Below are 13795 nucleotides of genomic sequence, written 5' to 3' on the forward strand. Positions count from 1 at the left end.
TCTAGGCGGCGCGCGCGATCACCGGTGCTTCGAGGGCTTCGATGAAGCGCCGGCAGTAGGCATCCGCGGTCGTGCGCATGACCTTTTCCCGGAGCACGCTCTGGCGCTCCTGTCGCTCCGACAGCGGCATCGACAGGGCGACATGCATCGCATCGGCGATGGCATCGGGATCGAACGGATTGACGATGAGCGCTTCGGTCAGGTCCTGGGCGGCGCCCGCGAACTGCGACAGGACGAGCACGCCCGGATCTTCGTCGGACTGCGCGGCCACGAACTCCTTGGCAACGAGATTCATGCCGTCGCGGAGCGGCGTGACCACGCCGATGCGTCCCAGACGATAGAGGCCCGCCAGGGTGGAGCGCGGCGCGCCGCGCGTCGAATAGCGCAACGGCGTCCAGTCGAACTCCGAGAAGCGACCGTTGATGCGGCCCGCCAGCCGGTCGAGTTCGGTGCGCAGCCGGCGGTACTCGTCGACCTCCTCGCGCGAACGCGGACAGATCTGCAGGAAGTGGATCTTGCGCTTGTGCTCGGGGTGCTTCTCGATCAGTCGACCGAAGGCCTCGAAGCGATGCGGAAGGCCCTTGGAGTAGTCCAACCGGTCGACGCCGATGGCGAGCGCGCGGTTAGACAGGCTTTCGGCAACCCGCTGCACCTCCTTGTCGCCCTCGGCGCGTACGGCGTCCTGCGCGAAGCCCGGTGCATCGATGCCGATCGGATCGGCGAAGGCGCGCACGCGGCGGCCGGCCAGCCGGATCCACTCGCCCTCGACCCTGGCGCCCAGCAGGCGCTGTGCGCAGTCGCGAAAGTCACGCGCATGTTCCTCGGTCTGGAAGCCCACGACGTCGTAGGCGCAGAGATCGGCCACCAGCTCGCGCGCCACCGGCATGGCCTCGAGCATCGATGGCGGCACGAACGGAACGTGCAGGAAGAAGCCGATGCGGCCTTCGAAGCCTTCCTTGCGCAGCAGGCGGGCGAACGGAATGAGATGATAGTCGTGCGCCCACACCGTGTCGTCGCCTTGCAGCAGCGGCGCCAGCGACGACGCGAAGGAGCGGTTGACCGAGAGGTAACCTTCGTAATCCTCGCGACGGAAATGCATCAGCCCCAGACGGAAATGCAGCAACGGCCACAGCGCGCCGTTGGCAAAGCCGACGTAGAAGCCGCGATAGGCGTCGGGCGTGAGGTCCACCGTGGCGTAGGTGACCCCGCGCGCCTCGACGATGGCAGGTTGCGTCGAGGGCTCCGCGGTCAGGCGGCCGCTCCATCCGAACCACATCGCACCGGGCGTCAGGAGATCGCGCAGCGCGACGGCCAGGCCGCCCGCGGCCGTGCCTCGCGCCTTGGGGACAGGCACGCGGTTGGAGACGATTACGAGGCGTGCCACAGCCCCTCCTCCCAGCTCCGCGAGAGCCGCATGGCCGACAGGATCAGGCCCACCTGGCTGTAGGTCTGCGGGAAGTTGCCCCACAGCTCGCCGGTGCGCGGATCGAGGTCCTCCGACAGCAGGCCGACATGGTTGCGGCGGCTCAGCACGTTGTTGAACAGTTCCAGCGCCTCCTCGCGACGGCCGACGCTGGCAAGCGCATCGATGTACCAGAAGGTGCAGAGCAGGAAGGCGTTGGACGGCGCGCCGAAATCGTCCGCCTCGATGTAGCGCATAATGAAGCCGTTCTTCATCAGCTTGCGCGAGACCATGTCGATGGTCGCGTGGAAGCGCGGATCGTCGGACCGCAGCAGGCCGATCTCCGGCAACACGAGGCTGGACGCGTCGGCCATCTCGCGGTCGAGCACGCCCGACAGCCATCCATCGGACGTGGTCCCACGCTGCATGATTTCCTGCCGCAGCACGCCCGCCTTGGCGAGCCATTCGCGCGACTCCCCGCCGAGGCCGACCCGCCGGGCGATCATCCCGAGCCGGTGCTGGGCTGCCCAGCACATGGCGGCGGAAAAGGTGTGGACCTCCTCGCGCTCGCGATATTCCCACAGGCCGGCGTCGGGTGTGAGAGCGGCGCGGTGCGCCTCGTTGCCGACGGCGCAAAGCTGGCGATAGAGCTCGACGTCGCCCTGACGGGGAAGCCGCTCGTCCCAGAACATCTGCGCCGCCGTCAGAACCATCGAGCCGTAGACGTCGTTCTGGCGCTGACCGACCGCGGCATTGCCGATGCGCACCGGCCCGTAGCCGCGATAGCCCGGCAACGTGTCGATCAGGCGCTCCACCGTGTCGGTCCCCGGCGCGATGGGAAAGAGCGGCGCCACATCCTGCACTTCGCCGCGCTTGCTGCCCGCCTCGACCACGTCGATGATGAAGCGGACGTAGCTTTCCATGGTCCGCGTCACCGACAGGCGATTCAGCGCCGTCACGGTAAAGAACGCATCGCGGAGCCAGGTGAAGCGATAATCCCAATTCCGCACCGTGCCGGCGGCTTCCGGCACGGAGGTCGTCAGCGCGGCCAGTACCGCGCCGGTATCCTCGTAGCTGCAGAGCTTCAGGGTGATCGCGGCACGGATCACCGCCACCTGCCAGTCGAACGGGATGTTGAGGTCGCGCACCCAGCCCTGCCAGTAGATCTCGGTCTCGCTGAGGAACGAGCGCGAGAGCTGGTCGACATTGTCGGTGATGCTCTCGTCGGCGCCCACGATCATGGTGAGCGGCCGGTCGAGCGAGAATTCGGTCTCGTGCATCACGTAGTTCAGCGAAGCGTCCGTGGTGAGACGCAGTACCGACGCATCGCCGTAGTAGCGTATGTGGTTGCTGCCCACCGTTACCTGCGATTTGCGCGCGCCGTAATCGAAGGTGGGCCGCAGGCGCAAGGTGACGCGGGGACGGCCCGCCACGGGCTCGAACCGGCGCATGAGCATGGGCGGACGGAACATTCGCCCGAAGCGCCGGAAGCGCGGCGCGAAATCCAGGATGCGCGCCGTGCCGCCCGCACAGTCGATGACCGTCTCGAGGATCGCGGTGTTGGGAAGGTAGCGCTGGCGGCTTTCCTTCATGCCGTCGAAGACGGCATCCATGAAGCCCGTTTGCGGATCGTTGCCGCCCAGCAGCGCGTTGAAGACCGGATCGCCGTCGAGCCGCCCCAGCCCGTGCCAGACATGACGGCCGTTGCGATCGATCAGGCTCGCGATCGAGCAGTTACCGATGACGCCGAGGTCGAGAGTACTCATGGGCGGGCTGATGCTCCTGCCGCAGTTGTGGTCAAGTCCCGCGCCATCCGTTCGGCATTGCGCGCGAGCCAGGCACGCACCTTCGCCGGGTCGCCGTCGAACACTTCCTGCACGCGCAGCCCTTCGCCGCCATGGCGCCGGGCCGCACTCATGCCGGCTTCGTCGGTGAAGTCGTCGCCGACGAAGATCGGCCGACGGCCCTTGAAGACACTGTCCTTCATCAATCGTTCGACCGCGTGCCCCTTGGAGGTGCCGCGCGGTCCGATCTCGACGGCTTCGCGCGCCGGGATGAGGCGGAACCAGGGATGATCCTCCGGCACGAGCGCACGCACCAGGCGCCAGACATCGTCATGCCGCTCGGGAGCCAGCCGGTAGTGGATCGCGCAGCCATGGGGCTTGGGTTCGACGAGTACGCCCGGCCATCGCTCGGTCGCCGCGACCAGCGAGTCGCGCCATGCCTGTGTGACGCCGAGACCTGCTGGCATTTCCTCGATGGTGCCGTCGCTGAAGCGCAAGGTAACGCCGTGCTCGCCGGCGGCCGCCGGCAAAAAGGGCTTCAGGAAGTGATCGATCGTCTTCAACGAACGGCCACTGACGATGGCGAGCGCGCCACCCAGGACAGCATGCAACTGCATGAGGATTCCGGGCAGGTTCGGCGGAACCACCACAAGCTCGGGTGTCGCCGCGATCTCGAGAAGCGTGCCATCGAGATCCAGGAAAAGTGCGGTACCGTAGTCGAAATCTTCTGCTGCCATCTCGTCCCCTCTGCGCCTTCAATGCCCTGGGGCGCGAAGAGGCTAGCCACCACTACACGCCGCGGTTCGGGGACCGCCCCTGGAAAGGACAGCCGCGCCTAGCGCGTGATCGTTCAACGTCGTGATGCCTCGTCGGTTCCGCGAAAAGACCTCGCGCCGCGGCAAGGCTGCGGCAAAGCCAAGGGCGCCTTGCGTCCGAATTTTTGCAACGCCGAACGGCGGTGGGCGTTGAGGACGTACAACCATTCGACAGAGGAGCAGGTAATGAGCAGCACGACCGATAAGATCAAGGGCGTCACCAACGAGGCCGTCGGCAACGCCAAGCAGGGCATCGGCAAGATGGTCGACAGCGACAAGATGCAGGTCGAGGGCGTGGTCCAGGAGCGCAAGGGCGAAGCGCAGCAGGCCGTCGGCAAGACCAAGGACGCGCTGAAGAAGGCGATCGACGGCTAACGTCGAACTCTTCAAAGAGCGATCAAAGGGGCGCCCGTCGCAGGACGGGCGTCCTTTTTCTCGTGCCGCGTTTGGCATAGGCTCGCCGCCTTCTTCATCGATGGCGGTCCCGATGCTTCCTTGCCAACGCGAATTGTTCGACATCCCGCGCGATGTCTGCTTCCTCAATGCCGCCGCCTGGAGCCCGCTTCCGCTGGCCGTGCAGGAAGCAGGCCGCATCGGCGTCGCCCGCAAGGGCCAGCCTTGGAAGCTCGCAGCGGATTTCATGCCCAAGCAGTACGAGCGCGCGCGTCGTGCGGCGGCGGCCTTGATTGGCGCCGATCCGATCGACATCGCGTTGATCCCGTCGGTCGGTTACGGCGTCTCGACCGCCGGCAAGGTGATGAGTCCGCCGCGCGGTAGTCGCGTACTGGTGCTGCAGGACGACCATACCTCGCCGGTGCTCGAATGGATGAGCCGCGCCGAACAAGGCGGCTTCACCGTCGAACAGGTGCAGCAGCCCGGCGACGGCGACTGGACCTCGGCGGTTCTGGAGGCAATGTCGCGCAAGTGCGCAGCTCCGCTCTCGCTGGTCTCGATCTCGTCCGTGCACTGGTCGGACGGCGGCGCCATCGACCTGCCGCGCATAGCCGAAGCGGCGCGGCAGGCGGGAGCGGCATTCCTGGTCGATGCCACGCACGATGCCGGCGTCCGCCGCATCGACGTGAAGACGCTCGATCCCGACTTCCTGATCTTTCCGACCTACAAGTGGGTGCTCGGCCCCTACGGTCGCGCCTTCATGTATGTGGCGAGGCGCCGCCAGAACGGCGTGCCGCTCGAGCAGACGGCACCGGCGCGCAAGGGCGTGGCCGCCGAGCAGAAAGTCTATTTCCGCGACCTTTCCTATGCCGACGGCGCACGCCGATACGACATGGGCGAGCGCGACCATTTCATCACGCTCGAAATGGCGGCGGTCGGCATGGAGATGATGGCGGGCTGGGGCAACGATCCGATCGTCGCCCGGCTCGCCATGCTGACGGACCGTCTGGCCGACGGTCTCGCAAACTCCGGCGTGCGCGTGCTCGACCGCAGGCTGCGCGCACCGCATCTTCTTTGCCTGCAGTTTCCCAAGGGCATGGACGACGACCTGCCGCAGAAGCTCGCCGCGGAAAACGTCTACGCGGCGCCGCGCCTTGGACGCCTGCGCATCAGCCCGCACGTCTACAACGACGAAAAGGATGTCGATCGCTTCGTCGAGGTGTTCAGAAAGGTCGCGCTGTAAATAGCGCTTGCGGAGATGCGTCTTCGCGCTGCATGGGGCGTCGATGGCATCGCGCTTGCATTCGAACGAGCTGTGCCGGCGTAACGCACAGTCGAGGCCGGTGCGCGTAACAGGGGGACTGGTTCTTGCGTAACACTCGTCGACAAATTCTGCGGCAGCTTCTCGTGACGACCCTGGCGTCGCCACTCATCGCTCGCGCTGCCTACGCGCAAGGCAAGTATCCCGAACGCCCGATCAAGATGATCGTCCCCTTCCCGCCGGGCGGTGGTGTCGACCTGACGGCGCGGCTCATGATGGAGCCACTGTCGAAGGAACTCGGGCAGACCATCATCATCGACAACAAGGGCGGCGCCGGCGGAATCATAGGCGTCGAGTCGATGTCGCATGCCGCGCCCGACGGCTATACGCTGTCGCTCACGGGTGCCGGCACCCTGACCGCCGGTCCGCATCTGCGTACCAAGATGCCGTACGATCCGATGGCGCTCACCCAGATCACGCGGCTGGTGCGCATGCCCTTCATCCTGGCGGTGCGCAACGACCTGCCGGCCAAGACGCTGCCCGAATTCATGGAGCTGGCGAAGAAGCAGGAGCTGCGCTGGGCCTCGGGCGGCATCGGCACCAGCCAGCATCTCGCCGGCGAGCTCTTCACCCAGATGTCGGGCCTGAAGATGATCCACGTTCCCTATCGCGGCACCGGCCCGGCCCTGAACGACCTCGCGGCCGGAATCGTCGATGCCTATTTCGGCGATCCCGCGACGCTGGGCCTGATCCGCAGCGGCAAGGCGCGCGCCATGGCCGTGACCTCGCCGGAGCGCTGGCCGGTCCTGCCAGACACGCCGGCAATCGCCGAAGCGATGAAGGGTTACGAGGCGGAGAACTGGTACGGGCTCGCGGCCCCCGCGGGAACGCCCAAGCCGATCGTCGACCGGCTTTACGCGGCCATTGCCAAGGTCCTGGCCGAGCCGGACGTGAAGAAGAAGTACGACGAGAGCGGTCTCACGCCGGCCCTCCTGCCGCCCGCCGAATACGTGGCCTTCCTGAAGCGCGATTCCGTCACCTGGGGCGACGTGGTACGCAAGGGCAACATCAAGATCGACGAGTAAGCATGTCCTCCCGTTTGGCCGTCGATATCGGCGGCACGTTCACCGATGTCGTTCTCGAAACCGGTGCGACATCCCATGCCACCAAGGTCCTGACCACGCCCGACGCCCCCGAGCGCGCGGTGCTGGAAGGCGTGCGCGCCATCCTGGCCGAAGCGAAGTGCCGGCCGCAGGACGTGACGCTGGTCGTCCATGGAACCACCCTGGCGACCAATGCCCTGATCGAACGCAAGGGGGCCCGCACGGCCTTGATCACGACGGAAGGCTTCCGCGACTCCGTCGAAATGGCATGGGAGCATCGCTTCGAGCAGTACGACATCCAGATGGAGCGGCCCCAGCCGCTGGTGTCGCGCGACTTGCGCTTCGGTGTGCCGGAGCGCGTGGCGTCCGACGGCACGGTGTTGCTGGCGCTCGACGAGCAGGCGGTGCGCCGCGTCGCCGCGCATCTCAAGGCCGAGAAGATCGAGGCGGTCGCGGTCTGCTACCTGCACAGCTTCACCAACGAGGCCCATGAGCGCCGCACCGGCGCCATCCTCGCGGAGGAACTGCCGGGCGTTGCCGTCTCGCTGTCCTGCGAGGTCTGCCCGGAGATCCGCGAATACGAGCGCACCTCCACGACCATCGCCAACGCCTATGTCCTGCCGCGCATGGAGGGATATCTCGGCCAGCTCGAAACCGACCTGAAGAAGGAAGGCATCGCGGCGCCCCTGCTGCTGATGATGTCCTCGGGCGGCATCACCACGGTCGATACGGCGCGCCGCTACCCCGTGCGCCTGGTCGAGTCCGGACCGGCCGGCGGCGCCATCCTGGCCCGTGCGGTCGCGGCCGAGAACGACGCGCGCAAGGCCGTCGCCTTCGACATGGGCGGCACCACCGCCAAGCTCACCCTGCTCGACGATCTCGAGCTGCAGCGCTCGCGCCAGTTCGAAGTGGCACGCGCCTATCGCTTCGTGCAGGGCTCCGGCCTGCCGGTGCGCATCCCCGTCATCGAGCTGGTCGAGATCGGCGCCGGTGGCGGCTCGATCGCCCGCCTCGACGCGCTGGGCCGCATCCAGGTCGGCCCCGATTCCGCCGGCAGCGTGCCCGGTCCCGCGTGCTATGGGCGCGGCGGCACCGAGCCCACCGTGACCGACGCCGATACCGCGCTGGGACGCCTCGATCCGACGCGCTTCGCCGGTGGCGCCATTCCCCTTCATCGCGACAAGGCCGAGGCCGCGCTGCAGGCGCTGGCCGGCCCGCTTGGCACCGATGCCCAGGGAGCGGCGGCCGGCGTGGCGGAGATCGTGGACGAGACCATGGCGAGCGCGGCCCGCGTGCATGCCGTCGAGAACGGCAAGGACACCGCCGACCGCACGCTGATCGCGTTCGGCGGCGCCGCACCGCTGCATGCCGCGCGTCTCGCCCGCAAGCTCGGCATGAGGCGGGTCATCGTGCCGGTGGGCGCGGGCGTCGGTTCGGCCTTCGGCTTCCTGCGCGCCTCCATCGCCTACGAGGTCGTGAGGACGCGCCACGTCCGGCTCGATATGTTCGACGCGAAGATGCTGAACGAGCTGTTTGCCGCCATGCGGGCCGAAGCCGAGACCGTGGTGCGGCCGGCGGCGCCGGGCGAAACGCTGGTCGAATCGCGCCAGGCCTTCATGCGCTATCGCGGCCAGGGCCATGAGATCGCCGTGCCGCTGCCGAACGAACCGTTTGCCGCGGATGCCGCGGGCGACCTGCGCCGCCGCTTCGAGGCGACCTACGAGCTGGTGTTCGGCCGGGCCATTCCCAAGCTCGAGGTCGAAGCCCTGACCTGGACCCTGTCGCTCGCCACCGACCGGCCGCTGCCGCCGCCGGCCAGCCCCGTCGCGAAGCTCGCCTCCCCCGCACCGTCGGGCCATCGTGAAGTGTTCGATCCGGCGAGCGGCCTCCTGGAACGGGCAGCCCTCCACGAACGCAAGGCGCTGACGCCCGGCATGTCGTTCGATGGACCGGCGCTGATCGTCGAGGACGGCACCACCACCGTCGTTCCCACCGGCTTCATCGCCCAGATCAACGAAGTGGGCCAGATCGTCCTGGAGGACCGCGCATGAGCACGTCTCCCAATTCGCCGGCCAAGTCGCCATTGGCCGACATCCGGCTGCAGGTCATGTGGAACCGCCTGCTCTCGGTCGTCGAGGAACAGGCGCGGGCGCTGGTCCGCACCGCCTTCTCGACCAGCGCGCGCGAGGCCGGCGACATCTCGGCCGGCGTGTTCGACCTCGAGGGCCGCATGCTGGCGCAGGCCGTCACCGGCACGCCGGGCCACGTGAACTCGATGGCGCGCAGCGTCATCCACTTCATCCGCGAATTCCCGGTCGAGACGATGAAGCCGGGCGATGCCTACGTCACCAACGATCCGTGGAAGGGCACCGGCCATCTCTACGACATCGTCGTCACCTCGCCTGCCTTCCACAACGGCAAGCTGGTGGCCTTGTTCTCCTGCACCACGCATGTGGTCGACATCGGCGGTCTCGGCCAGTCGCCCGACGGGCGGCAGGTGTTCCACGAGGGTCTGTTCCTGCCGCTGCTGCCGTTGATGCGCGAGGGCGTGATCGACGAGAGCGTGATGCGCATCGTGCGCGCCAACGTGCGCGAGCCGGTACAGGTCGAGGGCGACATCCACGCGCTGATCGGCTGCAACGGCATCGGCGAGAAGCGGCTGTCCGACATGATGGCCGAGCACGCCATCGACAGTCTCGACGAGCTGGGCACGCACATCATCGAGAAGAGCCGCGCCGGCATGATCGCGGCCATCTCGAAGCTGCCGCGCGGCACCTGGAAGGGTCATATGCGGATCGACGGTTACGACGCGCCGATCGACCTGCATGCCGCCGTCACGATCCATCCCGATCACATCTCGGTCGACTATACCGGCACCTCGGGCTCGTCGATCTACGGCATCAATTCGCCGATGTGCTACACCGAGGCCTATACCGCCTTCGGCATCAAGTGCATCGTGGCACCGACCATTCCCAACAATGCCGGCACGCTCGATTCGATCCTGGTCACGGCGCCGGAAAACACCATCGTCAATGCGCTGCATCCCGCGGCGGTGAACGCGCGCAGCACGATCGGCCACATGCTGCCCGACGTCTGCTTCGACGCGCTGCATCAGGTGATCCCGGGGCAGGTGCCCGCCGAAGGCACCTCCAACCTCTGGAACCTGAAGCTCGGCGCCGGCCACGGCATGACGGGAACGATTGGCAACAGCCGTCCCTTCATGGTGACGACCTTTCATTCCGGCGGCGCGGGCGCCCGCCCAACACTCGACGGGCTCTCGGCAACGCCCTTCCCGTCCGGCGTGCGCAACGTGCCGGTGGAGATCACCGAGACGATCGCGCCCGTGGTCATCTGGAAGAAGGAATATCGCCAGGACTCGGGCGGTCCCGGCGCGCAGCGCGGCGGCCTCGGCCAGGTGATGGAGGTCGAGCACCGCGAAGGCGCCCCGTTCGGCATCTTCGCCACCTTCGAGCGCGTGAAGTATCCGGCGCGCGGCCGCGACGGCGGCAAGTCCGGCGCCAACGGCCGCCTGTCGCTCGCTTCAGGTCAGGAGTTGAAGGCCAAGGGCTTCCAGACCATCCCGGCCGGCGAGCGCCTGATGGTAGAGATGCCGGGCGGCGGCGGCTACGGCGATCCGGCGAAGCGCGATCCAGACGCCGTGAAACGCGACGTGCGCCTCGGCCTGGTCAGCGAGGAAGCCGCCAAGGCGACCTACGGCAGCGACGGCGATTAGAGACAATTGAAGTCCGACGCTTTGCTCTACTCTTCACCTCCCCCGTCTTACGGGGGAGGCCGGGAGGGGGAAAGCAACGCGATGAATTCGAACTGAAGAGAGTTCAGACCTGTGGCTTTCCCCCTCCCGCCCTTCGGGCCACCTCCCCCATATGATGGGGGAGGATGAGATCGGAGTGGAGCGCTCGAACGAAAACGCCAGAGGTATGACCCTCTGGCGTTGATGTATTCGGCGGAGTCTGCGTCCCGTCAGAAGCTCTTGTCGAACGCCGGGCGGTGCTTGTTGCGCAGCTTGAAGTCCTGCCGTTCGGCCTTGCGCGGGGCACGGACCCAAACCTCGCGGTTGGGGTGCAGGCCGCCGCCGCGCGTCGCCGGCACCGCGCTGGTGCGGGCGCGATGCAGCAGCCGCGTGTCGGCGATGCCGCAATTGGGATGGATGCCGCCATTGTCGGCGACCGCCTTTTCCCACGCCGCCTTGCGCCTGGCGAGCACGGCAGGATCCTTCAACGCCGTGCAGTTCAGCTCGTTGACGTTGAGGTCGGCCACGATCTCGTCGCCGTCCTCGACCAGCGCGATCGGGCCGCCCAGCGCCGCCTCGGGCCCGACATGGCCGATCACGAGGCCGACCGAACCGCCCGAGAAGCGCGCATCGGTCATCAGCGCGACAACGATGTTCCGCTCGCGGCACAGCGTCGTGATGCGCGAGGTCGGATCGAGCATCTCCGGCATGCCGGGCGCGCCGCTCGGACCCTCGTAGCGCACGATGATCATGTCGTGGTTCTGGAAAGTGTCCGGCGTCTCGTCGAGCGCCTTGAGCAGGCCCTGCTCGCCCTCGAACACGCGGGCGCGGCCACGGAACAGGTTGTCCTCGAGGCCGCCCTCGACGCCCGCGAGCTTCAGGATCGCGGAGAAGTCCGGCGACAGGTTGCCGCCCAGCATGCGCAGGCCGCCGGTCGGCTTGTAGGGCTTCTCGACCGGATAGATCACGCGGCCGTCGGCCTTCTTGGAACCCAGACGCTCGACCTGCTGGGCCAGCGTCTCGCCGGTGCAGGTCAGCACGTTGCCGTTCAGCAGGCCGGCCTCGAGCAGCTCGCGCACGATCACCTGCACGCCGCCGACTTCGTCGATGTCGACCATCGAATACTTGCCGTAGGGCCGCGCATCGGTGAGCACCGGCACGACATGCTGCGAGAGGTAATTGAACTCCTCCGGCGTCATGACGTCCTTCCAGAAATCGCCGAAACCGGCGGCGCGGGCGATTTCCGGCGCGTGCAGCACCACGTTGGTCGAGCCACCGATCGCCATCGCCACGATCACCGCGTTGCGGATCGAATCGCGCACGACGATGTCGCGCGGCTTCAGGTCCTTGGCAATCAGGTTGGCCAGCAGGTCGACCAGCTCGGCGGCGAACTCGCCGGTACGGCGCGGATCGTCGGACGGCGGCGCCACCATGTGCAGCGGCTGCATGCCGACCACGCCGATGAAGGTCTGCATGGTGTTGTAGGTGAACATGCCGCCGCAGCTGCCGTAGCCCGGACAGGCGTGGCAGGCGATGTGATGCCGGTATTCGGCATCGGGATGGCCGGCGACCTGGTAGGCGCTCACGATGTCGAGCGCCTCGCCGGTATTCGGATCCTTGCCCGGATGGATCGGTCCGTCCGACATGATGATCGAGGGCAGGTTGTGCTCGAGCAGGGCCGAGAGCGTGCCGACCGGCGGCTTGTCGCAGGCGACCACGGCGATCGTGCCGGCCAGGCCGGTGGCGCTCAGATGCTCGCACAGCGCATCCTGCGTCACTTCGCGGCCGATCAGCGAGTAGCGCATTTCGCGCGTGCCGTTGCGGATACCGTCGGAGGTGGCGATCGTGTACTCGGGCTGGACCAGCCGCATCTTGAGCTGGTTGGGCCCCGTGCCGATGCGGGCCTTGAGCTGAGCGTGGATCGCTTCGACCTTCGACAGGACGCCGAGGTAGCACTGGCTGTCGCCCTTGGTGCCGACGACGCCGACCGACGGCTCGTGAATGAGATCCGGATCGGTTCCGAGCGCGCGGGCCACACCGATGGTCTGGGTGGAGCGGCCAGGATGTCGGTCAATCGTCACAAAGCTCGGCTTCATCACAACCATCCCATAGGACTTGCAAAACATTGGCCCGCCAGCGCGGCGGACGGGTCCGGCGGTATATCACAGGCCCGGCAGGCCGCTCCCGCGATTTCTTCGAGGGCTTGGCAGGCCCGAAACCGCTCCCCGGAACCTGGTTCGCCGCGTTCGTCCTTGGCTCCCGACCGCCGGGCAGGCATGCTCGCGCGAAATACGGTGCCCGGCTTCGGCGCGAGCAATGAACGAGGAAACCAAGATGTGGCAGCCCAGCGAGCGCTATCCGGATCCGGCCGTGCGCGTGCTCGACCCGTCGTTCAACCAGTACCGGCTGGTGCTGGCCTCGGTCGAGCGTCTCTACACGGGCTGCCGCTGGTCCGAGGGACCCGTCTGGTTCGGTGACGGCCGCTACCTCCTGTGGAGCGACATACCCAACAACCGCGTGCTGCGCTGGGACGAGGAGACGGGCAACGTCTCGATCTTCCGCAAGCCCTCGAACAACGCCAACGGCCATACACGCGACCGACGCGGCCGGCTGATCGCCTGCGAGCACGATTCCCGCCGGGTCGTCCGCTTCGAGTATGACGGCGCCATCACCGTGCTGGCCGATTCCTACGACGGCAAGCCGCTCAACTCGCCCAACGACGTGGTCGTGAAGTCGGACGGCTCGATCTGGTTCACCGATCCCACGTTCGGCATCCTGGGTTACTACGAAGGCCACAAGGAAGAGAGCGAGAACCGGCCCGCCGTCTATCGCCTCGATCCGACGACCGGCAAGCTCGCCATGATGGTCGACGACATTCCCGGCCCAAACGGCTTGGCCTTCTCGCCCGACGAAAAGAAGCTCTATGTCGTGGCGTCGCGCGCCGAGCCGCACCGCTCGATCCTCTCCTACGACGTCGGCGGCGACGGCAACGATACGACGCTGGGCAAGGGCTCGGTGCTGATCGACGCCGGTCCCGGCGGCTCGCCCGATGGCTTCCGCGTCGATGTCGACGGCAACCTGTGGTGCGGCTGGGGCATGGGTTCGGCCGAGCTCGACGGCGTGCGCATCTTCAATCCGGCGGGCAAGCCGATCGGCCACATCGACCTGCCCGAGCGCTGCGCCAACGTCTGCTTCGGCGGACGCTACCGCAACCGCCTGTTCATGGCGGCCAGCCACTCGCTCTACGCGCTCTACGTCAACACACAAGGCGCGCTCGGCGGCTGAT

Annotated in this window: 10 protein-coding genes; 6 read left to right on the forward strand and 4 right to left on the reverse strand. The window is 67.2% G+C overall.

Annotated elements, in window-relative coordinates; all coding sequences use genetic code 11:
* Window position 1: 1 nt before the first annotated feature.
* From ACO07K_RS20245 to otsB, 3 genes are read right to left on the reverse strand one after another with little or no spacing between them, the layout of a single operon-like run.
* Window positions 2–1384, reverse strand: a complete 1383-nt coding sequence (locus ACO07K_RS20245; protein WP_422030988.1) for an alpha,alpha-trehalose-phosphate synthase (UDP-forming) — start codon at window positions 1382–1384, stop codon at window positions 2–4.
* Window positions 1369–3168, reverse strand: coding sequence for a glycoside hydrolase family 15 protein (locus ACO07K_RS20250; protein ID WP_422030990.1), 1800 nt, complete (start codon window positions 3166–3168; stop codon window positions 1369–1371). Before ACO07K_RS20250 ends, ACO07K_RS20245 begins: the two co-directional genes overlap by 16 nt.
* Window positions 3165–3923 carry a trehalose-phosphatase gene (otsB, locus tag ACO07K_RS20255; protein ID WP_422030992.1) on the reverse strand — a complete coding sequence of 253 codons (759 nt, stop codon included), beginning with the start codon at window positions 3921–3923 and terminating at the stop codon, window positions 3165–3167. Before otsB ends, ACO07K_RS20250 begins: the two co-directional genes overlap by 4 nt.
* A 264-nt stretch (window positions 3924–4187) precedes the next feature.
* On the opposite strand from otsB, the gene ACO07K_RS20260 reads away from it, so the two are divergent.
* The 5 genes from ACO07K_RS20260 to ACO07K_RS20280 all read left to right on the forward strand — a co-directional run bounded on the left by ACO07K_RS20260 (window position 4188) and on the right by ACO07K_RS20280 (window position 10491).
* Window positions 4188–4376: a CsbD family protein gene (locus ACO07K_RS20260; protein WP_422030994.1), complete on the forward strand. Its 189-nt coding sequence runs from the start codon at window positions 4188–4190 to the stop codon at window positions 4374–4376.
* A 112-nt stretch (window positions 4377–4488) separates the two neighbouring features.
* The gene (locus ACO07K_RS20265; RefSeq protein WP_422030996.1) at window positions 4489–5637 is read left to right on the forward strand and encodes an aminotransferase class V-fold PLP-dependent enzyme; all 1149 of its coding nucleotides are present in this window, start codon (window positions 4489–4491) and stop codon (window positions 5635–5637) included.
* Between the two features lie 164 nt (window positions 5638–5801).
* Complete coding sequence (locus tag ACO07K_RS20270) at window positions 5802–6740, forward strand: Bug family tripartite tricarboxylate transporter substrate binding protein (protein ID WP_422030998.1); 939 nt, start codon at window positions 5802–5804, stop codon at window positions 6738–6740.
* A gap of 2 nt (window positions 6741–6742) precedes the next feature.
* Window positions 6743–8809, forward strand: a complete 2067-nt coding sequence (locus ACO07K_RS20275) for a hydantoinase/oxoprolinase family protein (RefSeq protein ID WP_422031000.1) — start codon at window positions 6743–6745, stop codon at window positions 8807–8809.
* Window positions 8806–10491 (forward strand): hydantoinase B/oxoprolinase family protein, encoded by a 1686-nt coding sequence (locus tag ACO07K_RS20280; RefSeq protein ID WP_422031002.1) that lies wholly within the window; start codon window positions 8806–8808, stop codon window positions 10489–10491. Before ACO07K_RS20275 ends, ACO07K_RS20280 begins: the two co-directional genes overlap by 4 nt.
* Before the next feature lie 248 nt (window positions 10492–10739).
* Here ACO07K_RS20280 and ACO07K_RS20285 read toward each other — a convergent pair whose 3' ends face one another.
* Window positions 10740–12605 carry a dihydroxy-acid dehydratase gene (locus ACO07K_RS20285; RefSeq protein ID WP_422031004.1) on the reverse strand — a complete coding sequence of 622 codons (1866 nt, stop codon included), beginning with the start codon at window positions 12603–12605 and terminating at the stop codon, window positions 10740–10742.
* A gap of 220 nt (window positions 12606–12825) precedes the next feature.
* Here ACO07K_RS20285 and ACO07K_RS20290 point away from each other — a divergent pair, with 220 nt between their 5' ends.
* Window positions 12826–13794: an SMP-30/gluconolactonase/LRE family protein gene (locus ACO07K_RS20290; protein WP_422031006.1), complete on the forward strand. Its 969-nt coding sequence runs from the start codon at window positions 12826–12828 to the stop codon at window positions 13792–13794.
* Window position 13795: the final 1 nt, after the last annotated feature.

Source organism: Reyranella sp., from assembly GCF_965228225.1.
Classification (GTDB): Bacteria; Pseudomonadota; Alphaproteobacteria; order Reyranellales; family Reyranellaceae; genus Reyranella.

Coding starts and splice junctions, on each gene's coding strand:
- ACO07K_RS20290 (WP_422031006.1), top strand. CDS start 12,826: ATGAACGAGGAAACCAAGATGTGGCAGCCCAGCGAGCGCTATCCGGAT.
- ACO07K_RS20250 (WP_422030990.1), bottom strand. CDS start 3,168: ATGAGTACTCTCGACCTCGGCGTCATCGGTAACTGCTCGATCGCGAGC.
- ACO07K_RS20285 (WP_422031004.1), bottom strand. CDS start 12,605: ATGAAGCCGAGCTTTGTGACGATTGACCGACATCCTGGCCGCTCCACC.
- ACO07K_RS20280 (WP_422031002.1), top strand. CDS start 8,806: ATGAGCACGTCTCCCAATTCGCCGGCCAAGTCGCCATTGGCCGACATC.
- ACO07K_RS20265 (WP_422030996.1), top strand. CDS start 4,489: ATGCTTCCTTGCCAACGCGAATTGTTCGACATCCCGCGCGATGTCTGC.
- ACO07K_RS20260 (WP_422030994.1), top strand. CDS start 4,188: ATGAGCAGCACGACCGATAAGATCAAGGGCGTCACCAACGAGGCCGTC.
- otsB (WP_422030992.1), bottom strand. CDS start 3,923: ATGGCAGCAGAAGATTTCGACTACGGTACCGCACTTTTCCTGGATCTC.
- ACO07K_RS20275 (WP_422031000.1), top strand. CDS start 6,743: ATGTCCTCCCGTTTGGCCGTCGATATCGGCGGCACGTTCACCGATGTC.